Origin of the sequence: uncultured Alistipes sp. (assembly GCF_963931675.1) — a bacterium.
Taxonomy (GTDB): Bacteria; Bacteroidota; Bacteroidia; order Bacteroidales; family Rikenellaceae; genus Alistipes.
The window spans coordinates 439,397-461,632 of sequence record NZ_OZ007039.1 but is presented as its reverse complement, the minus strand read 5'-3'; the positions used below and the strand labels follow the sequence as shown (position 1 = coordinate 461,632).

At 49.8% G+C, this 22,236-nt stretch carries 11 protein-coding genes and 1 pseudogene; 8 read left to right on the top strand and 4 right to left on the bottom strand.

Features of this window, described 5'->3' with window-relative positions; genetic code table 11:
• Positions 1–289: 289 nt before the first annotated feature.
• Positions 290–976: pseudogene (locus tag ABGT65_RS01990) on the top strand (phage integrase SAM-like domain and Arm DNA-binding domain-containing protein); the annotation flags it as partial.
• A gap of 299 nt (positions 977–1,275) precedes the next feature.
• On the opposite strand, the gene ABGT65_RS01985 reads toward ABGT65_RS01990, so the two are convergent.
• From ABGT65_RS01985 to ABGT65_RS01970, 4 genes are all read right to left on the bottom strand, one after another.
• The gene (locus ABGT65_RS01985) at positions 1,276–3,678 is read right to left on the bottom strand and encodes a PQQ-binding-like beta-propeller repeat protein (protein ID WP_346699529.1); all 2,403 of its coding nucleotides are present in this window, start codon (positions 3,676–3,678) and stop codon (positions 1,276–1,278) included.
• Between the two features lie 46 nt (positions 3,679–3,724).
• A complete protein-coding gene (locus ABGT65_RS01980; RefSeq protein WP_278964211.1) occupies positions 3,725–4,888 on the bottom strand; it encodes an IS4 family transposase in 1,164 nt (387 codons plus the stop codon).
• A gap of 99 nt (positions 4,889–4,987) precedes the next feature.
• Positions 4,988–5,815: an alpha/beta hydrolase family protein gene (locus ABGT65_RS01975; protein ID WP_346699528.1), complete on the bottom strand. Its 828-nt coding sequence runs from the start codon at positions 5,813–5,815 to the stop codon at positions 4,988–4,990.
• 10 nt (positions 5,816–5,825) lie between these two features.
• Positions 5,826–7,820: a hypothetical protein gene (locus ABGT65_RS01970; protein ID WP_346699527.1), complete on the bottom strand. Its 1,995-nt coding sequence runs from the start codon at positions 7,818–7,820 to the stop codon at positions 5,826–5,828.
• A gap of 437 nt (positions 7,821–8,257) precedes the next feature.
• Here ABGT65_RS01970 and ABGT65_RS01965 point away from each other — a divergent pair, with 437 nt between their 5' ends.
• The 7 genes from ABGT65_RS01965 (at position 8,258) to ABGT65_RS01935 (ending at position 22,217) form a co-directional block, all read left to right on the top strand.
• A complete protein-coding gene (locus ABGT65_RS01965; protein ID WP_346699526.1) occupies positions 8,258–11,512 on the top strand; it encodes a SusC/RagA family TonB-linked outer membrane protein in 3,255 nt (1,084 codons plus the stop codon).
• A gap of 19 nt (positions 11,513–11,531) precedes the next feature.
• Positions 11,532–13,265, top strand: a complete 1,734-nt coding sequence (locus tag ABGT65_RS01960; RefSeq protein WP_346699525.1) for a RagB/SusD family nutrient uptake outer membrane protein — start codon at positions 11,532–11,534, stop codon at positions 13,263–13,265.
• A gap of 19 nt (positions 13,266–13,284) precedes the next feature.
• The gene (locus tag ABGT65_RS01955) at positions 13,285–14,130 is read left to right on the top strand and encodes a SusF/SusE family outer membrane protein (protein WP_346699524.1); all 846 of its coding nucleotides are present in this window, start codon (positions 13,285–13,287) and stop codon (positions 14,128–14,130) included.
• 66 nt (positions 14,131–14,196) lie between these two features.
• Entirely contained in the window at positions 14,197–16,455 is a 2,259-nt protein-coding gene (locus tag ABGT65_RS01950; RefSeq protein ID WP_346699523.1) for a hypothetical protein, read from the top strand.
• Positions 16,456–16,696: 241 nt separating this feature from the next.
• Positions 16,697–18,304, top strand: coding sequence for a beta-N-acetylhexosaminidase (locus ABGT65_RS01945; protein WP_346699522.1), 1,608 nt, complete (start codon positions 16,697–16,699; stop codon positions 18,302–18,304).
• Positions 18,305–18,325: 21 nt separating this feature from the next.
• The gene (locus ABGT65_RS01940; RefSeq protein WP_346699521.1) at positions 18,326–20,467 is read left to right on the top strand and encodes a hypothetical protein; all 2,142 of its coding nucleotides are present in this window, start codon (positions 18,326–18,328) and stop codon (positions 20,465–20,467) included.
• A 1-nt stretch (position 20,468) separates the two neighbouring features.
• Positions 20,469–22,217 (top strand): glycoside hydrolase domain-containing protein, encoded by a 1,749-nt coding sequence (locus ABGT65_RS01935; RefSeq protein WP_346699520.1) that lies wholly within the window; start codon positions 20,469–20,471, stop codon positions 22,215–22,217.
• Positions 22,218–22,236 lie beyond the last annotated feature (19 nt).

Genomic DNA, 22,236 nt, shown 5'->3' with positions numbered 1-22,236 from the left:
GTAATGTTCATCCCGATCTGTCTCCAGCCGGGGGTTTGTAGGTAAACGAGAATGCAGAAAAGAGTAAATATCTTGTTTACAAGCATTTAATTCTCTTTTCCGCATGTGCTCCGAGCAATAAAATTGCAAATTCGGGCAGGTTTAACGGTAAGTTGTGTTACTTATTCGTTACCTGCCCGAAATGCTTTGATTTGCATTTAAGGCAGTCGTTTTCAGTTCGTTGCATTGAATTTCCGCATAACAAATAACTTGACTTAACGTTTAACAAATCCTCAAAGTTCAAGTTATTATGCAACGCAGCACTTTCAAAGTCCTTTTCTACGTGAAAAGGCAAGCCGAGAAATCGGGTCAGGTTCCCGTTATGGGTCGTATTACGATCAACGGTACGATGTCGCAGTTCAGCTGCAAACTCACCGTTCGTTCCTCTCTCTGGGATGCCAAAGCCAACAAGGCTTCCGGCAAAAGTCTCGAATCGCAGCGCATCAACGAGAAGCTGGAGAATATCAAGACCAATATCGGCAAACAGTACCAGCGTCTCTGCGACCGGGACTCATACGTTACGGCCGAAAAGGTCCGCAACGCCTTCCTCGGTATGGGCGACGACTGCCGCCTGTTGCTACAGACTTTCGACGAATACCTTGCAGACTTTCTCAAGCGTGTGGGCAAAGACCGCGCCTATTCCACCTACGAGGATTACTGTCTGCGTCGCAGGCGTCTTGCCGCTTTCCTCGAATACGAATACCACGTCAAGGACATTCCTTTCAAAGAGCTGAAGCGGGACTTTATCGAAAAGTTCGTCGTTTACCTCTCCTCGGTAAAAGGTCTTGCTTCCGGAACGATCAGTGCCGGGGTCAAGAAATTGCGTTTGATGACCTATACGGCGTATAAGAACGGGTGGCTTCTCGTCGATCCTTTTACAGGGTTCCATGTCAGGCCCCAATATGCCGAACGGCGCTATTTGTCCGCTTCGGAATTGGGTTATGGAGCAGCAGTGCTTCTTGGCCACCCAGATTACTATCCGAAGTTTGGCTATCAGAAAGCTTCATCGTTCGGGATTCAATTTCCGTTTGATGCTCCCGACCCGTGTTGCATGGCCATAGCACTGAAAGAACACGGGCTGGACGACGTGCAGGGAATGGTAAGCTATCCTGATGCATTCTATCAGTAACAGAGAAATATATATAACGAGAAAAAGTTGAGCCAATGGCAGTCTGACGACAACACTTCGTCTTTCTGCCATTGGCTCAACTTCTTCTTAACGACTATACCTTAGATTTATTCAGGCAATGTAAAAGCGTAGACATTTCCGGAATAGTCAGCGGCAAACAAGCGGTTTCCAACATTGGTAAGGCTGGAGAATACAGGAGCTCCCGTCCGGTGCTTCCAGACAACCTGCCCGTCTTGCCAGTTTACTCCATACAAGATACCGTCCGAAGCACCGAAGTAAACGATGTCTCCCACCAGGATGGGTGATGAATCGACAGTAGCTACCGGATGACGCGAATAGGGCGAGGTATAAATCAATGACGGACGTGTCTGCACGCGCCAGACTTCTTCCCAAGTCTCACGGTCGAGAGCAACCAGTCCGCAGCCTTGCGTCCCGAAAATCACCAGGCGGTCGGTTAACAGCGGAGTAGAATTCGTATTGGCACTGAAAGGCAGCGGTTTTCGCAGGATGATATGCCCTGTAGACGGTTCTATTACAAAGAAGGCATTACCGGATGCCATGTAAAGCAGCCCGTCGACATAAGCCGGTGTAGCTCCTCTTTCCCGAATATCAGGTTCTTCCAGCTTCCATCGCAAGTCACCCGTTTTCAGATCATTCCCATAGAGTCCGCTCCATTGAGTACCCATGACCAATACATCTTCAGTCACAAGAGGATGGCAAGTAGCGGCCTGATTCCGTTGCCAACCTACATTTCTCCAGATTTGTTCGCCGGAGGCTATATCATAAACAGCCAATCCGTGTCCAGTACCGGCATAGACCTTCCCGCGGTCGACAGTCAGTCCTTCCAGCACGAGTGGCAATCCGTCAAGGGCCAGTTTCTTTTCCCACTTCACCGCACCCGTACCGGCATCCAGAGCGTAAAGGTAACCTTCCGCATCTTGTGCAAGCACCGTACCTTCGGCATAGGCTATGTTGTTTTTGATGGAATTACGTACCTCATGACGCCACAACTGTTTGCCGGTTTCTGCATCGAGAGCAAATACAGCCGCTTCCCCTCTCAACTCTTCATCCAGTGAAGCAATAAAGACTTTTCCTTCTGCCACCACCGGTTGCGTATAAAGAAGATTGGCTTTCAGGTTGGTTACCCAATCGGCATGCAAGACGTTATGAGGCGAATCGTACACAAATGAAGTCCGCTCCTTAGCAATACTTCCGTCTGAGAAACGGACGGTGGCAGTTACAAAGATACGTCTGCCCCGGCAGGTTTCGGGAAGCCTGAAATGAGCCCGCCAGTTCCAATCGCTTTGCGGAGCCAGAGATTTGACAGGAGCCAAGGAAGCACCGTTATTGTCAGTAAATGAACAAGTAACACTCTTGGCAGGGGCTGCAGTGTGGTATGTATTGATGGAAAGCAGGAAATCGCCTGTTCCGTCTTGCACGCACACATCGTTAGCTATGGAGGCGAAAGCAACGGATTGATGAATGTAGGTGTATCGCAAGCGACTTTCGATATTGCCCTGACGGTCAATGTCTACGACCCGGAAGGCAGAAGTAGCATGGTCTATTCCACCCTTGTCGGGAGTAGAAGTCGATACGGTGCGTATGCGCCCCTGCTGCTGTACAAAGTGACTGTGCCAATGTCCATAAAACCATCCTTTCACATTGTAAGCACTTAAATCGAGTGTTTCTCCGTCACCCAAATCAAATACAAATTGGTCGGTGTAGCTTATCAGGTCGTGATTGAAGAAAATCACCGGCTTGCCTTCCGGCTGTTGCTCCAGGTCGTTTTTTACCCAGCGGAATACATCGCGTGCCTTATAACTGGGCTGATAGTCGCCGCCCAGCATCGGGGTCATGATGTAGTGGGTGGAACCGACATCAAACGAGTAACATACCGGACCGTAAATGCTTTCGAACAATTCTTCTCCATATTTCCCTTTTACCAAATCATGGTTCCCTATGCCATAGAAAACCGGACAGCCCATGTTGGAAGTATTCATCAGCCGGATGTGGTTAATCAGCCCGTTCTCGTAGCAAATATCGCCGGTATGCACCATGAATGCCACTTTCTCATTAGCAGCATAGTCACGCAGTTCGTTCGCCCAGTCTTCCTGATTGACCGTGTTGAAAATCTCCGTATCGGCCACGTGAACAAAACGGTGGCTTCCATCTTTTCCGATGCACCTGTTCCATTCCTGCAAACCGAAGTCGTATGTCTGTCCTTCTTGATTCCCTTCGGTCCGCAGATAATATTTTCCTTCCGCACTGTAACCGGAAGGGGTGGTAATGAACACAAAGCGCTGGCGCTCGTGTCCGGGCAATGAATAGGTGCCGTCTGCTCCAGTTTTAACCACATGAAGCCCGTCTGATACACATACGTTGCGAAGAGTTTTCTCTCCTTTGTCATACACTCCGTTCCGGTTGGAGTCTACATAGACCCTCCCTCGGTAAGTAGCATGCCCGGCCAGCGTACAGCCGAGCATCAGTAGCAATAGATAAGTTTTTCTCATAATATTTTATCATTAGTGTCCCGTTAAAATGGGACGAGTTAAACAATTAATCAAAAAGCCCCGGAATCAGGGGATCATTTAGATCTTTGACATCATTGAAATTAGTCTTGTCGAACAGGTCACGCAAGTGGGTTTTGTCAGTCAATGATATGCTGAGAATTTGCAAAACTTCATAGGTTGAACGTTTCAACTTCATATCATGTTGGACAATAGCCACAAGACAGTACGTGATAATAGCCACACTGATTTGTATGCGAACAGCGTTCTCTGCTGTGCCCCAGAATTTCTTTATCTTGAGATGCTGCTTGAGCCATTTGAAGAACAGCTCGATTAACCATCTTTTCTTATAAAGATTGGCGACATCCAGTGCAGAAAGTTGTTTTGCATTCGTCAAGAAAGTGAACTCACGGTCATCCTCTTCGTCGTAATATCGGACGAGTCTGAATGACTCAGGATATTTTTTCTCGGAGAGATATCCGGTCAGTTTCACTTCCGCATCTGTCATTATGTTCTTTGGCATTCTTCGCTTCCATTTGACTGTCTTATACTTTAAGTTTGTCTTGGCTCTGACAACAAAGAAAGAGTCTGTAAGATGTATCCTATAGAGTTCTTTAAAGGAGTCATAAGCCCTGTCGAATATATAATAAGCATTTGGTTCATAATGGATTGAAGACATTGCTGTGGAATCATGCTTTGAAGCAGTGGTTACGGTATAGAAAGCAGGAACTTGTGCTTCAATGTCGTATAAGACATGAGCTTTCACCCCTCCTTTCTTGCTTCGGAACTTTGCCCATGGGAATGTTGCAAGACACAACGGAATCGTTGTTGAATCAAACGCATATTTCTTTCCGGAAATGTCAAGGATGTTGGTCGTCCGCTTCTCGCAGGCTTCCTTCATCATATAGAATGCAAAGTCTTCGAAGATTCTGTAATCACGGTTCTGGTTGGCTGTCGCAAGAGTTGTTTTGGCTATCGGTTCACGACCTAAACCAAGATGATATTGCTTGGCCCTATGCGCCTCGAAAGCAACGATTAAGTCTCGCAGGCTTTCACGGTTACTCAGTTGTCCAAACATCATCGCGAGCATCTGATTCCAGCAAGTAAAATGTTTCACATATCTGTTGCCATCATACTTGCGAACATAGTTGTTGAACTGAGTCCTGTTCAGAAAAGCGGTTAATTGAGAGAATACGTATTTGTCTTGGAACATAGCAGCCATTTGTATTAGACTGCAAAGTTGCAAAATCAAGTCCGTTTCATTTCAAAAAACCGTGTAATTGACTATATTTCAATAATTTCAAAGAACTATTTATCCACTTTTACGGGACAGTAGTGAATAATTATCCCAGAATACAAATTGATAGCGGATGGCATTGCTCCAATATTGCCATTCGTGTCCTCCCGGACGGGAATAGAAGTCATGCGGAATTTTTCGGTCGAGGAGTTTAGCATGCAGCGCAACATTGACGTCATAGAAAAAATCTTCTGTTCCGCAATCAAACACTAAAGCTAGAGAATTCGGCTTCAAGAGGTCGAGCATATTGATTATCGTATGCGATTCCCAGCGTTCGGGATATTGGTTTTGCGGTCCCAACCGTAAGGCGATGTCCCAACGATCGGGAAAAGATCGAATGTCGACGCCCCCGCTCATGCTTCCCGCTACGCCGAAAATCTCCTGATGGCGGAATGCAAGATAAAAAGCTCCATGACCGCCCATACTCAAACCGGCGACAGCTCGTCCCGTGCGATCTGCGACCGTGCCGAATCGGGAATCGACAGCAGGAATCAATTCACGGGTTATAAAGGTTTCATATTTATATGAGGGATCTTCTGGACTGTCATAATACCAACTGCTGAATCCTCCATCCGGACAGACTACGATCATTTCATAATGGTCAATCAACGCCTCCAAACCATCGCATTTTTTCAGCCAACCGTTATTCCAAGCATCGCTATATCCATGTAACAAGTAAACCACCGGATATTTTTTTGTCGGCGAATAACCAGCAGGACACAAAACCAATGCGTCTACATTTTTACGCATAGAAGGACTGTAAACCGTCAGCGTGTCAATTCCAACAGCTTTAGTTTGCCATACGCAACAAGATAACAAGAATAATATCCACCAATGTTTCATGTCGTTGTTCTTACAATTCGATTCGTATCGTCGTACCGTTGTCTGCGGTGTATTTTCGGATGCAGGAGCCGTCGCGTTCGATGCGTATATGGAGTTTTTTCCCGGTGCGCTTCACGATGATGTCGTAAGGCCGTTCCGCACAGGCGTACATCCGGCGCAGGGTCATCTGGTTCCATGCGTCGGGCAGTTGAGGTGTGAGCGTGAACGAGCGGAATCCCGTCGGTCGGAATCCGAACATACCTTCGGTGACGATGCGGCAGTAGAGTCCGCTCTCAGCCGAGAGGTGGCGCTGATCGCCCTCGGGCCACGCTTCGACGGCATAAGGCACATGCTCGCCGAGGAGCCGGGTTTGCGAGTAGAATCGCAGGCGTTCGGTAGCCTCTTCTCGGAAGCCTGCGGCATAAATGCCTCGCAGGGCATAGAGCGTGGTGCGGTCCCAGAACGTGTCGCTTCCGGCTGCGGTCAGCATTCCGTTTTCGGTCCAGAGCCGCGGGGAGAGCAGGGCCGCCACGGTCGCCTCCCGGCGTTCGAAAATATCCATGACCAGCGGAATGCAGATCCACGAACGCAGGATGTCGTTGCCCTCGTAATAGCGGTAGGTGGCGTACCCCTCGATCGTCGCACCGAAGAAGCGTTCGATGTTTTCACGCAGCGTTTCGGCCCTGCGGCGGTATTCGTCGGCCAGCCGTTGCGGCCGTCCGGTCTGCTCGGCGAGCCATGCCGCGGAGCGCAGGGCGTCGTAGTAGAGCGACGAGGTGCAGAGATTGGCATCGCCGGCCGGGAAACGTTTTTCCAGTTCGTCGGCTTCGGAAGCGACGACGCCGTGTTCGTTGAGTTTGCGCCGGCAGTATTCGAGCGACCATTCGATGAGCGGCCACAAGGCTTCCGCCGTGCGGATGTCGCCCATTTGAAGGGCATAGCGCCCTGCGCCGTAAGCCAGCATCGCTGCATCGCCGCGGTCGAATGGACCGTAGGTGTCGTATCCCTCAGCGATCACCGACCATGGAATGTACCGGTATTCGGGATTCATGTAGCGGGCGAAATGCAGGAAACTGTTCAGGGCCGCTTCGTTGCCTTTGGCGTAACCTAACTGCGGGAAGAAAGGATTCACATACTCAGGTTGGTCGTTGCACCAGATGGCGGCGTAGTAGACGCCTCCGGGAGCGTGGAGGAGTCCTCCGCGTGTGCGGAAAACGGACTCTGCGGCGCGGACCTTGGCCAGTGCGAACATCGTGTTGAGCACGGGTTCTGGCGACTCTAAACTCAGATTGCCGCACACCTCGGCGACAAAGGCTTCGCGTTGCGCCCGTTCGGCAGAGATGTCGAGGGGCAGTTCGACTTCGGGCGTTTTGAGCCCGCGCACCGAAGCTCCGAAAATGCACGTTTCGCCCGGCGCAAGCCGGAGGGTTCTGCTGCGGACGAAATCCGTCGCCGCAATGAGCGTATAACTGCCCTCGACTCCGGCGTCGGCGTCGGTGCGAATTTCGTCGCGCACGGGGTTCAGCTCGACGGCGACGGTGGTCGGTCCGGCGTTGCGGAGAGTGTATTGCTCACAGAATGCCGCCCGTGCGGGTGAGGGGAACAGGCAGCGCGTCACTTCGATGTCGCCGTATCGGCTCACGACGGTCAGCAGGCCGTCCAACCGGAGGTATTCGACCTGCTCGGCAGCGAGCGCTTTCCCGTCGATGCGTACGGCGTCGAGGAAATTCTGCGGGAAATCGCGGGTCAGTCCGCCGAACGTGTCATTGGGAAGCATGCGCAGCATGGGCCATACGAGCGTACGGGTCAGCGTGAAGCGTCCGTCACTCTCCACGCCATAGTGCAGTCGTGCGGATATTTGTTCTCCGCTCATCTCCACATGGTCATTATGGGGCAGTCGGCTGCCGTCTACTGACCAACGAATGGCGTGGTCGTTGGCAATGGTCCAGCGGGTCTGCGGGGCAGGGGGTTGGGCCGACGCCGTCGTCAGGGCGCAAAAGGCAAGAAGAGATAGATACTTTTTCATGATTCGTTTTATAGTTTGAAAGATAGTGTCGCCCGAAAACCTGCGGGCAAGGCTCCGATTTTGAACAAGAATTTACAAGGTTCGACGATGTGTTCTTTTTCGAAGTTATGGAATGCAAGGGCGTCTGCCGTGATTCGGAACTTCACGGTGCTGGGCTGATCCGGCGGGTAGTTAAAGACTGCATCTCATTAACGAGCGGATCGATATAGGTAATACGCATGTCTGCAATTATAGATTATTCTTTATAAAAGACAAACAATCCGCAAAGACCCACGGTGCACACGCAAAAAATTATTTAAAGGCCAATTATCTAACTGAGATCGATTCTCATGGGCATACGGAGCTTCGGCTTCATTTTTTGCATATTTTTCACATTTGCCCGTGGGTAGGGGTGTCTGGTTTGTCTTTAATATACAAGGTTTAAAAAATGCAACCGTATGAAGAAACAAATTCCAACCCTAAAACGACATCCTGCCGGTAGGTGGCTATCCCTATTGTTTGGATTGCTATTCACGATTACCGCTTCGGCTCAGGAGGTGAAAGTAACTGTTAATGTCGATCGGCAACCATTAGAGAAAGTATTGTCGTTGCTTGAACAACAGACGGGCTATCGCTTTTTTTACAACAACGACCATGTCTCCGGAAAAGCTCCGGTCACTATCAAAGTTTCGAAAGAGGCTCTATCGGCTGTTCTCAAGCAAATTCTGCCTGAGCGCAATCTCACATACAAAGTTGTAAAACAGCAAATAATCCTATCGAATGTCAAGTCAGCGGCATCGGAAGCAAAGATTACCGTCCGTGGTCGTGTGACCGACAGCGCAGGCGAGCCTCTTATTGGGGTGTCGGTAACATCCGGCACTGCAGGCGTTACCACAGACATCGATGGCAACTATTCGATTCAGGTCCCTGCCGGGGCTACGCTGCTTTATTCATATGTAGGCTGTGTGTCGGTGCATAAAAAAGCATCGGATGATAACCCGCTCGACATCGTAATGGTCGAAAACGCCGAACTTCTTGACGACGTTGTGGTCATCGGTTATGGCACTATGGATAAAAAGGAATTGACCTCGGCTATAAGTCACGTAAGCGAGAAAGACTTTCTCTCCATCAGTTCATCAGACCCGGCTTCGCTTATCAAAGGTAAAGTGCCGGGTGTTTCGATTGTTAATACCGGTGCTGCCGATCCTAATGTGACATCGAGCATACAGATACGCGGTGTCAATTCTCGTCAGGCCGGTCTTGGCCCGCTCATCGTAATCGACGGCGTTCCAGGTGGCAGCCTTCAAAACGTGAACCCCCAAGACATTGCCTCTTTCGATGTGCTTAAAGACGGCGCGGCATCGGCCATTTATGGCACGCGCGGCACCAACGGCGTAATACTTGTCACAACCAAGAAAGGCAGCAAAGACGGTAAGGTGCACACTTCCTATGCCCTCACTCTATCGTGGGATAAAATGAAGAAAGAACTCGACATGATGAGTGCCGATGACTTCCGTAAAGTCCGTCTCGCATGGAGCGATACGGGAGGAGGTGATCTCGGCGGCAACTACGACTGGCTCGACGGTGTTAGCCGTACCGGTTTCTCCCACAAGCACACGATGAGTCTTTCGGGTGGTAACGAGCGCACCAGCTACCGCGTCAGTGTCGACTACCGTGATGCCCACGGTATTGACCTGCGCTCCAAACGAGAGGAGTATGGTAGCCGCGCCTCTATTACACACACTACGAAAGGCGGTCTGTTTACTTTTACTGTCAACCTCGCACCGCGCGTGATATCAAGCGACAATTCCGACTGGAGCGTTTTCAAACTCGCTCTTGAGGCCAACCCTACTACGCCTCTGATGGACCCTACCAATCCGTCGATGTACTATAATTTCGTAGGTCAGGCAGCCAGCACAAACCCCGTTGAGACCCAAAAACTTGTCAAATCACATACAGACATGCGTTTGCTCGACTGGGATGCCACGGCAAGGCTCAATCTGCTCCCATTGTTGTCGAAAAAGATATCCAGCCCCATCATCCTCAACACCCAACTGACTTTCGCCGACAGGCAATATAGCTACGACCGATCGGGCTTCACTCCCTCTAATACAACAATCGCTGTAAACAGCGGACATTCGGGTCAGGCTTCTCGTTCTAATGATGTAGAACGTATGTATCAGCTTGAGTGGCTGACGAATTTCGCTGCCAGATTCGGTAAAAACAACATTAAGGCCATGGTAGGATACAGCTATGCCTATTGGCATAATAGCGGTTTCAATGCCGAAAATTCCGACTTTGCCAACGACGGCGTTACATCCGATAACCTTGGCTCTGGTGAATATGCTTCCGAAGAAGGTATAATCGGCATGGGTAGCTACCGTAATGATTGCAAGCTCATATCTTTTTTCGGTCGCGTAAGCTATGATTGGAATGGGAAATATTTCGTAACAGCCTCGCTGCGCCACGAAGGTTCATCGAAGTTCGGCGCCAAACACAAATGGGGCAATTTCCCGGCTGTATCGGTCGGCTGGCGCATAAGTCAGGAGTCTTTCATGGAGAATGCCCGCGGCTGGCTCAATGAACTCAAAATCCGTGCTGACTACGGCGAAACCGGCAATCAGGACTTCAGCAGTTATCAGTCGATTCCTACGATGAAAGGCTTCGGCCATTATCTTATCGACGGTAAATTCCTTCAGGTCTGGGCTACGGAAAACAACGTCAACCCCGATCTTCATTGGGAAAAAAGCAAAAACTGGAACGTAGGCATCGACTTCTCGATGTTCAATAATCGCTTCGGAGGTTCACTCAACTATTATAACCGCCGCACCGAAGATTTGCTGGGAACGTATCATGTCGCTGTGCCGCCTTTTGTGCATGAGAGAGCCACGGTTAATGTAGGCTCAATGTCGAATCAGGGCTTCGAGTTCGAACTCGATTTCACCCCCGTTGCAACCCGAAAGTTCACCTATAGTTTCAATGTGATAGGTTCTACGAACAAAAACAAATTCATAAGTTTCAGTAATTCGAATTATATCGGAGAAGACTACTACGATGAGGCCGCTGTCGAAGGCCCCTTTTTAGGTTATTATCTTCAGCGTATTGAAGTGGGACAGCCTGTGGGCAACTTCTACATGTGGCGTTATGCCGGTATAAATGACGCTGGCGAATGGATGGTATATGACAAAGATGGTGATATTATCCAGATGGCGCTGGCGGACGAAACCGACCGCGCAATCGTAGGCAATGGTCTGCCCAAATTCAACCTCTCTACCACCCACAACTTCCGCTATCGCAATTTCGACTTGTCTCTCTTTTTCCGGGGCGCTTTCGGCTTCGACATATTCAATGTCCATGACTATTATTATGGCACTCGTAAGTTTACCGGCAACGTGCTCAAGAAAGCCTTCGGCAAAAATTTCGCCATAAGCCCCACGGCGTCGCATGCTGTTACTGACTACTTTCTTGAGCGTGGAGACTATTTCAAACTCGATCAGTTGACCTTAAGATACACGTTCAAAACTCACAATTATCGCTTCATCGACGGCGTGCGCATTTATGGCACTGTTAACAACGTGTTTACAATCACGAAGTTCTCGGGCGTCGATCCGTCGACATACAATGTCAACGGCCTTACACCGGGTGCATCAAGTACTCGCACCTATTATCCGAGCACCCGACAATTTATTCTCGGAGTGCAAGTAGATTTCTAATCATCACTATCAAACGACCATGAAATTAATCCGCAATATACTATCAACGATAGTGGTCTGTGGCGTCCTTGCGGGATGCACCGACCTTGACGAGACCCTCTATAGTTCTGTAGGTACGCAGAATTACTATCATACCGCACTCGACGTCAAACGTGTGGTCTATCGCCCTTTCGAACACGCCTATTGGACAGTTACTCAATTCCATACCCCACAGGAGTTGACCGGCGACCAGTTGATTACTCCGCAACGTGACGGCTGGTGGGACGACAGCGGCGTATGGCGTATGTTGCAATATCACCAATATGATCAATATGCCCCTTATTATACCCATATCGGCGGAATGTGGGTTGCCGGGTTTCAGGGCGTGGGTGAGTGTAATTTCGTCATTGAAGAACTCGCGCGTCTCAATCCAAACGATTTCGGCCTTACCAGAGCTGATTTCAACAATTTTACTGCGCAGGCACGCGCTCTTCGTGCATGGTTTTACATTCAGCTCTTCGATGCATTCCGCAATATCCCCATTTGGACGGATTTCAGCAAATCGTTGCCCAAAGATATCAAACAGGCTCCTCCCACAGAAACCTTCAGGTTCATAGAAAAAGAGCTTCTCGAATGTCTCGACCCTATCGAGCAGAAACAGAGTCTCGGTAGTCAGTCAAATGTTCAGGGACGCTGGACCAAGGCTGGCGTTGCCGCATTGCTTGTGCGTCTCTACCTCAACGCGGAAGCATGGATTGGCGAAGACCGCTATGATGACTGCGCAAAGTATGCACAACGAATCCTCGACGGTGAATACGGGCCCTACAAAGTCGAAGACCGCTGGGATGCCGTATTCGATTGGAACAACGACACCAGCGATGAAATGATTTTTGGCTTCCCATCGTCGGGAGGATATACCTATTGGGCTTATCAGCAGGAAACCCACTGGTGTACCGTACCTCATAACTCGAATAAGTATTTCGGCGACATTAGATGCAAGGCCGGTACACACAATTCCCAGTTCGCCTGTTCGCCCAGTTACGACCTCTACGGCAAACTCTACAACTATGAGTTAGGCATGACCGTGAACAAGTTCCGCAAATACCCCGACGACTGCCGAATGGTAAAATATCGCAATCTCGGCAACAGCAGGCGCGAAGGCATGTTCGTCTATGGCTATCTTGAATATCAGGAAGACGGCAAAACGAAACGTCTCACGGCCACAGGACAGAACTATACGATCTATATTCGCGACGCTGTCGGCCTTTTCCACGACTTGGCTCCGACCCAGTGGCCCAACAACAAGGAAAGCAATCTCAGTACCGGTGACCATAATTCTGGATGGCATTTCGCCAAATATCCGTTCTATGCCGACAGTGACGAGGGCCAACTCGAAAGTGACTACGCTGAAATACGTCTTCCAGAGATAATCTACTCGCTTGCAGAGTGCAAACTCCGCAAAGGCGAAATTGATGCCGCAGCCAAGTTGCTCAATACCGTTCGCCGCCGCTATTATCCTGAAAAGAATTACAGCACCGTACTCTACGCACCCGAAGGCGAAGCTGAACTCGATATGGACGAGATGCTCGATGAGTGGGGCCGCGAGTTTCTTGCTGAAGGACGTCGGCGCACCGACCTCATACGCTTCGGCAAATTTTCGACAGGCCGCTGGTGGGACAAGAATCCCGACGCCGACGACCATTATCAGATTTTCCCACTGACCACACAGGTGCTTAATACCAACAGCAATTTGAAACAGAATCCCGGATATTAATTCTAAAATAGCATTTACGATGTTTAAAATCAAGCATATACTTTTGTCGTCAGTAGCCTTGTGTCTCTTTGTCGCCACGGCATGCGAAGGCGAGAAAGAACTGAAGGTACTCAGCGGCGAGTTGCCATCGAAAGTCAAGGCGCTTTACCTTGTCGGTAATACCACGCCCAATAATCCGACATGGGACATCGATAAACCCGACCTGCTTGTCCAGTCGGAAGAAGACCCTTACTTGTGGACGTATCAGGGCGTTCTCAATCCGGGGACATTTAAACTTTGCTTCAAAACCGGTACATGGGCACAACCTTTCATTCACCCCATGATTAACAATGAACCTATCGGTACCCAGAATGTAACCGATAAAAAGATGCAATCACCGCGAAAAGGTGGAGAAGACGAACTTTGGAAAGTGACAGATAGCGGCGTGTATACGCTGACGTTCGACTTAAGAGACTTCACATGGAGCAGCATCTACGAAGGTGAGCAGCCCGAAGAGCCGTTGAGCAACGTATACCTTATCGGCGACGTTACGCCTAACAATCCCGATTGGGATATAAACAATCCTGACCAGCTCATCCCTTCTGAAGATAAAGCTAACGTGTATATCTATCGTGGTATCCTCAATCCGGGTACATTTAAACTCTGCTTCGAAATAGGTACTTGGGCTCAACCCTTTGTGCATCCCCTAGTCGATGGAGAGGAAATCGGTACGGAGACCATCGTCGACAGACCCATGCAGGCCCCGCGCCGCGACGCTCCCGATGAACAGTGGAAAGTGACCACACGCGGCTACTACACTCTCAGTTTTAACCTTGGCAACAACACCTATAGCAGTATATATGACGGCAAGGTGGACGAAGAATAACTGGTAGGTCGAGGCTGGTAAATATTTCATAAAGACCTCCCAAATGAATCTTAAATAGAAACTACATTGGATAACGACATGAAAGTAAAATATATAACTGTATTGGTATTGGCTTTGTGTGCCATATTGTTGGTGGGCGCCTGCAAGGATAACGGTTTCAACGAAATGAAGGCCCCGTCGAGTTACGATAAAGTCTCACTGCCGCCGCTCCCACAGATAGAGGATATGCACTCTTATAAGGCACCTCTATACTGGTCTATATACGAATATATGAAAACCGGCGAATCCGAAGGCCGCGGCCCTGATGAGTGCGTATATACTCTCGAACAATGGATAGAAGTGCTAGACTGGGTAAAGAAAGAGTTGCTGCCCTATGGTTACGACATGGTGTGTACAGACGGTTCCGGCACATTCCGCGCTGAAAATGGTTCGCCGTACATGACTCACCAATCATCGCTGGCTTTAAAGGATTTGGTCGAAGCAGCGCATGAGCGTGGCATACGCGTAGGTATTTACGACAACCCCATGTGGATACACTGTGACAAAGATGTACTGATACCGGGAACGCAGTATACCGCAGGCTCGCTGATCTATGACCCTAATAGCGATGATTTTGTGGAGCACCCCGGTCATCAGGACAAATGGCATGTTTGGGGACTGGCTACACACCCGGGCGCACGCGAATGGATCGACGGTTTCTTTAAATACTATCATGAAATGGGTGTCGACATGATTCGTATGGATTTCCTCAACTGGTATGAGGATGGTTACAGCCGTCTCGAACAAGACTATTGTGGTCCCGGTTACGGTCGTGTGAACTATGCCAAAGCACTATCATGGTGCGCCGAGTCGGCTAAAAAGTACGGTATCTTTCTCTCACTTGTAATGCCCAACCTCTACAACGACGCTGAACTTGAGTCGAAATACGGCAACATGTTTCGTATAGTAAGCGATACATGGGATGGGACATGGAGTTTTACTTCCGGCTATGAGAGAGGCAAGAGTTGGCCCAATTGGCCTAATTGCCGGAATCAATTCGACGGTTTCACCTACTGGAGTCACCTCGCCGGCAAAGGTAAGGTGATACTCGACGGTGACTTCACACGTCTCAATACTTACGCCTCCGATGCTGAGAAAGAGTTTGTAATTTCGTTGCAACTGCTTGCTGGCGGCCCCATTGCTGCTAGCGACCGACCCACGACCATCGGCGATAATTTACGCTTTTATACAAACATCGAGATGCTGGCTCTCAACACCGACCGTTTTGTCGGTCATCCACTCGACAAAACCCTTAATAGCCAAGGCAGCAATATATGGCACGGTACCATGACCGACGGTAGCCATATTGTGGGCTTTTTCAACCGGGAGGACGAGCCCAAGGAATTTTCTCTGCATCTCTCTGAACTCGGTCTTTCCGGCGAATACAAGGTACGTGACCTTTGGCGTCACGCCAACGAAGGTATGGCTTCCGAACTGCACCCAACCGTGCCTGCTCATGGCTGTAAAATCGTAAAACTAACAAATGACACACAGGGTACCGATGTACCTGAAAAAATCTATTTGCTGGGATCGAATGTCGATGTAAACGGCATGGTTACTAACTGTGATCCGAAGAATCCGACGGCGGTAGTCGATGTTATCGACGGCGAAGCCACACTCGTGATCACAACCACCCAAAAAGAATCGCTGAACGTATATACCGCAACTCCGGAACAAATAGCTGCCGGAGAGGCCGACGGAACCCTTTGGAACCCCGACGGACCAATCAATGGCACATCCATCATACCTCTTTCCATGGAAGAATCTGCATGGGGCAGAATTCAGTTCGTGAAAAACAACAGTTTCCTTGACATACCCTGTGCCGGAATCTGGACCATAAAATACACCGACGATATCTCCAAAGCAATTGTTACGTATAAGGCTGCTCCTCGCCCCGATACGCCTGAAAAAATCTATTTGCTGGGGTCGAATGTCGATGTAAACGGTATGGTCACTAACTCGGATCCGAAGAATCCGAAGGCGGTAGTCGATGTTATCGACGGCGAAGCCACACTCGTGATCACAACAACACAGCAAGAGTCGCTGAACGTATATACCGCAACTCCGGAACAAATAGCTGCCGGAGAGGCCGACGGAACCCTTTGGAACCCCGACGGACCAATCAATGGCACATCCATCATACCTCTTTCCATGGAAGAATCTGCGTGGGGCAAACCTCAGGATTTGAAAAACAATTGCTATCTCAACATTCCCTATGCCGGAGTCTGGACCATAAAATATATCGATGGTATTACCAAAGCGATCGTCACGTATAAAAGTAACTGACAATCTGCAAAAATGACAATCACCGAAAACATGTAGGCAGGCATCGACAGCATCGCCACTGATAGCTACGTATTTGCAGAATACTTCGATTTAGGCGTATGCAGTTGGTTCCGTTAAGGATGTCAACATCAAGTGCCGTGGCTCTGCCGTGTGCAAGGTGGTTATTTTATAACAAATATCACCACATATCCATGCCGTGTGAAGCATGAATTATACGGTATGGATATGTTTTTGAATACTTATGAAAAAACTCCTCTATACGCTTATTTTGTCTGTTGCTGCATCGTGTACACACCGAACGGCTGTCGAAGCCGACTACAACGTAGTGCCACTGCCTTGTTCTATACTTACAAGTAGTGGGGGTGACTTCCGCCTCACTCCCTCGACTTGTCTTGTGATTGCCGACAGTACACAGTTTGTCAACGCTGAGCTTTTTGCCGGATATATTGAGACTCTTACGGGCTTCCGCCCAGCCATAATCGGCAAAGCACCGTCGAAAGGGTATATAAGGCTCACTGCTTCCAATTGCAATGCTACTCACGAAGGATACCGTATCACGGTTTCCGCCGACAGCATAGTGGTTGACGGTGCTGATGCTGCGGGCACTTTCTATGGCTTGCAAACCTTGCGCAAGGCGATTCGCGGGGGTAAGGGAGAAGATGTGCTTTATCCTGCTGTGATGATCGAGGATGCTCCGCGCTTTGCCTACCGCGGTGCCCACCTCGACTGCGCACGTCATTTCTTCCCTGTCGATTCGGTGAAGTTGTATATCGATATGCTGGCGTTGCATAACATCAATCACTTCCACTGGCATCTCACCGATGATCAGGGGTGGCGAATGGAAATCAAAAGCCGACCGAGACTCGCTGAGATAGGCTCTGTGCGCAGCGGCACCATAATCGGCACAAGCGAAAAATACGACAGCATTCCCTACGGCGGTTGTTTTACCCAAACTGAGATGCGCGACATCGTGGCATACGCCGCAGACCGCCATATCACGGTAATTCCCGAAATAGACCTGCCCGGACATATGGCAGCGGCACTCGCAAGCTATCCATCGTTGGGTTGTACCGGCGGCCCTTACGAGGTGATGTGTCGCTGGGGCGTCAGTGACGACATCCTTTGTGCTGGCAACGAGGACGTATATGTTTTTCTCGACGAAGTCCTCGACGAAGTAACCGATATTTTTCCGTCTGAATATGTACACATAGGCGGCGACGAAGTTCCCCATGGCAAGTGGGAAAAATGCTCTGCCTGTCAATCGAAAATACATGTGTTAGGGTTGAAGGACGACGCATATAGTACCGCCGAGCAAAAACTTCAGAACCATATCATGAAGTATGCTGCCGACCGACTCGCAGCCAAAGGCCGCCGCGTGATAGGTTGGGATGAAATCATAGATAATGGTTTCGACACTACGGCCGTAGTAATGTCGTGGCGGGGCCCGCAAGACGGCGGACAGGACGGCGCCACACATGGCTACCGTGTAATCAAGGTACCCAACACGCATCTTTATTTCGATTACCAATATGCTGAAGGAGATACCATAGGCGCCCCCTATTGGCGCAAAATTCCACTCGACTCGGTATATGCCTATCGACCCGTGCCCGAATATTTCACTCCCGCACAAGCGGCAAATGTAATCGGCGTTCAGGGTAATGTGTGGACAGAGTTCATCCCTTCCTTCCGTGAAGTGCAATATATGGCGCTTCCGCGCATGGCGGCACTGGCTGAATTGCAATGGTGTGACGCCCCGAAAGATTTTGACGCTTTCATTGGTCGGCTTAGATGTCTTCTGCCACTTTACGAAGCTGAAGGATACTGTTATCGACCTCTTGAAAATAAATAATCTTTTAGCGTTTTCCAATAGATGAAATATATCGTTTCATTAATCGCACTATCTGCTGTTTTGATGGTATCGGGAGCCGAACACCGGTTCTATGCCATAGAGGCTGGGGGCGATAGCATTGCCGAAGGAATCGAATACTCAATTACGATAGATAGTGCTGACCGGGTTGAGATCGTCACACTACATCTGCGTAACACACGCCGTACGCCTTTCCAACCCATCAAGGCTGGTATCAAACTCGGCGTAGATACGTATATGGACAAATATCCCGATTGGTACGACAAGTTCTTTCCCACTCTGGCTGTGTGTGAGCCCGACCATTTCTATGGTTATATGCAGTCGCCCGGCGGCAAGGTAAAAGCCGTAGTGTCGGCCGACCCTATAGCATCGTGGAGTCTCGACTACAACCTCGGCTATCAGGATCCGGCTCCGCATTGGTTCTACGGCCATCGCATAGAGTGTCTCAACCTCGATATGCTTTGCCGCGGTCCTCTGCCCGAACATCATCCTTACCTATGGCAACTTGAACCGGGTGAAGAACGTACATGGATTGTAAAAATCATCGATCTCGATAGCCTCGACGGCTTCGAAGAAACAGTCTACCGCTATACCGGTGCGCCTGTGATTGCAATGGAGCGTACTTCATGCGCACCCGGAGACACGCTCATAATCGATGTGTGGGGCACTGCGCCCGAGATGACCGTAGGAGGTAAAAAGATATGTTTACAAAGAATCGATACTACCTTGTGGCGCGGTAGATTCCGCGCCACAGAACCCGGTATCATGGCTGTTGAAGTGAGCGATGGCCGCCGTCAGGCCAATGGAAGTGTTGCAGTACGCAATCCATGGCATAAAACCCTCAGTCTGGCACGCCTCGCCGCTGACCGCTACAAGCAAAAACCGACGTCTCACGTGGAGAGTTGGTATGGCTTCCACTCTGCTTTTGAGGCTGCCCGTATTATGCCCGATCCGGCAATCGATAGCGTGCTCAACAGCCGTTTTGATCTGATAATCGACAAGGTTTTCGATCGTTCAACAGGACGGCCGTACAAATATGAGTATCGCATACAGAATGTTTCATCGACCATCGGCATGCTTGCCGACCGATATATGGCCTATGGTAATGAGGCCGATCTTGATCTGGGCGAGCGCCTCGCGGCCTATCTGATGAGTTGCCAGCGTGCCGATGGTGCATATATGAATGGAAATACCGACTATACCTCTGTTATCTATCCTGCAAAAAGCCTTCTTGAGTTTGCCGACGCCGAGCGCGCTGCAAGACGAAAAAAACAAGCGGCTCGACTTGAAGCATCAGCTCACCGCGCCATCGATCGTCTCGCCGCCATCGACGGTAATTTAGAGACTGAAGGTCAGATGACTTACGAAGACGGCATGATAAGTTGCTCGGCTCTGCAACTTGGCGAACTTGCTCTGCGCACCAACGATTACAAAACCCGGCGATATTATACTGATGCCATGCTCAAACTGCTCGATGGTCACGACTGTCTCACGCAGTTACGGGTATCTGATGCTCGACGCCGCGGAGGCACGCTGCGTTTTTGGGAGGCACAGTACGATGTCTTCATGCTGCCTAACATGCTGTCGTCGCCACATGGATGGAGTGCCTGGCGTGCCTATGCAACCTACTACGCCTATCTGCTGACCGGCGAGGAACGGTGGATTCGCGAAACATTCGACGCTGCAACTGCTTTCGCCGCACTCATCGACCACAAGACAGGCGACTTAAATTGGGCCTTTGTCGTCGATCCATTCGTGCAGGCAGTGCAGGTGTGTGAACCTGACAACGCATATACAGCAGACAACGACACCTACGGCAATCCGCACCCAGAATGTTACCCTAACCGTCAAATCATCATAGGCGAACAGTATGTGCCAATGATTGCCGATTGGCAGACCATTGTATCGTCGGATAACGACGTGCACGAGTGTTTCAAGTTCATTGCTGAAACCGTACTTTGCAACGCCTTTGTTATTGAACGCCCGGACGGAAGCATCGGTGCCTACAACTGCTCTGCTGAACGCCGTGGCGTTAGCCTGCACGTCATTGCCGACGAGCCGCAAATCACCACTCTGTATACCAATCTCCACTCATCGCTTGCCGTTATTTTTGATGGCGGTACAATTAAAAAATTAGAAAATTAATATGTTGAAACTTCTGCTGACAACGGCCGCAATGATTGCGGTAACAGTCCAAACCATGATCTCGCCGAACAATCCAGAGCCCGTAGATACATCGACGGTCGATAAGTCGGGCTGGCAAAAACGCGGCAAAGCACTCACGTTCTCTTGGGTGTCGAAAGACCAGCACTACCGTCAATTTGCGACACCTCCGTCAGGTCTCTGCACAGACACTATTATCACAGCTTGGCGAGGAGAACGCATAGGAATCGAGGCACTTGTAGTAAGCCGTAAGGCAATGGGTCCAGTCAGGGTCGAATTGTCGGAATTTACCGACAACGATGGCAAAAAGATAACGTTGACTGGCTCAAATGCCATGCTCATGCGCTATGTATGGACAAACGATGTGCGGGCATGCGGTTATTTCGATGTCGATACCATTCCGGCATACACGATAGCCGACATGATAGATCTTCCCAATACCACTGTTTCAATGCCGCCTAACAGCGTGCGACCCGTATGGTGTACAGTAGAAGTGCCCCGCGACATAGCGCCGGGACGTTATAATGCAACCCTCTCGCTCCTTCAGGCCGGCAGCGACAAGACCTTGACTGAAATCAGGCTCGGCATTGATGTACTCGGTAGTACTCTACCCGAGCCGAAAGACTATGCTTTCTATCTCGACCTGTGGCAACAGCCATATGCCGTATCGCGCTATTACGACGTGCCGGCATGGAGCGACAAACACCTTGAACTTCTTAAACCATATGCCGAATACATGGCGCGTGCAGGGCAAAAGGCGGTCACCACCGTGCTGTTCTACGAACCGTGGGGCGAACAAAGCAATGATAAATTCGAGCCTATGGTCGAGACCGTGCGCGAATCCGATGGAACGTGGAGCTTTGACTATACCATCTTCGACAGATATGTGGAGTTTATGGCCGGGCAAGGCATAGATAAGGCTATAGATTGCTTCACTATGGTACCTTGGGAGATGAAATTTCGCTATCTCGACAGTGTTTCGGGTGAGTATCGTTTCCTTGACGCTCCTACATCGTCGTCCGAGTATAAAGAGTTATGGACGGCAACACTCCAATCACTTGCCATGCATTTGCGCGAAAAAGGCTGGTTTGAAAAATCATATATCTTCATGGATGAACGTGGTCTCGATCAAATGTTGGACGCCCTCGCCGTTGCCAATAAAGCCGTGCCCGGCTTCAAAATGGGGCTTGCAGGGAGCTATCACCCAGAACTCGTCGACGCACTCGCAATTTACTCACTCGGACGCAACAGCTATTTCAGTGAAGAAGAATTGCAACGCCGGCGCAACAAAGGCATGGTAAGCATGAGATACACCTGTTGTGCAGATCCCGCACCAGGGCAGTTCAGCAACAACGATCCTGCCGACAGCTCCTTCCTTCCTGTTTACTCAACCGCAGTAGGCTATGACGGATATTTGCATTGGTCGTTCCAAAATTGGAATGATAAGCCAATGACCGACACTCGCTGGCGTATGTTTGGCCCTGGCGACACCTTCTTCATCTATCCCGACGGCCGCTCGTCGGTACGCTACGAACGCCTTGTCGAGGGAATACAACTCAGCGAGAAAATACGCCTGCTGCGCGAATTCATGACCGCTGACGGCGATATCCAAGGTATTCAGAGACTCGAAAACGCCCTTGGCCCGATTCGCAGTGTGGGTATGAGTGCCGCTGTGTCCTCCGCAACGATTGTCAACGATTTGTCAGTTGCAATTTCTTTACTTTCCCGTTAAATATTTATAACTTTACTTA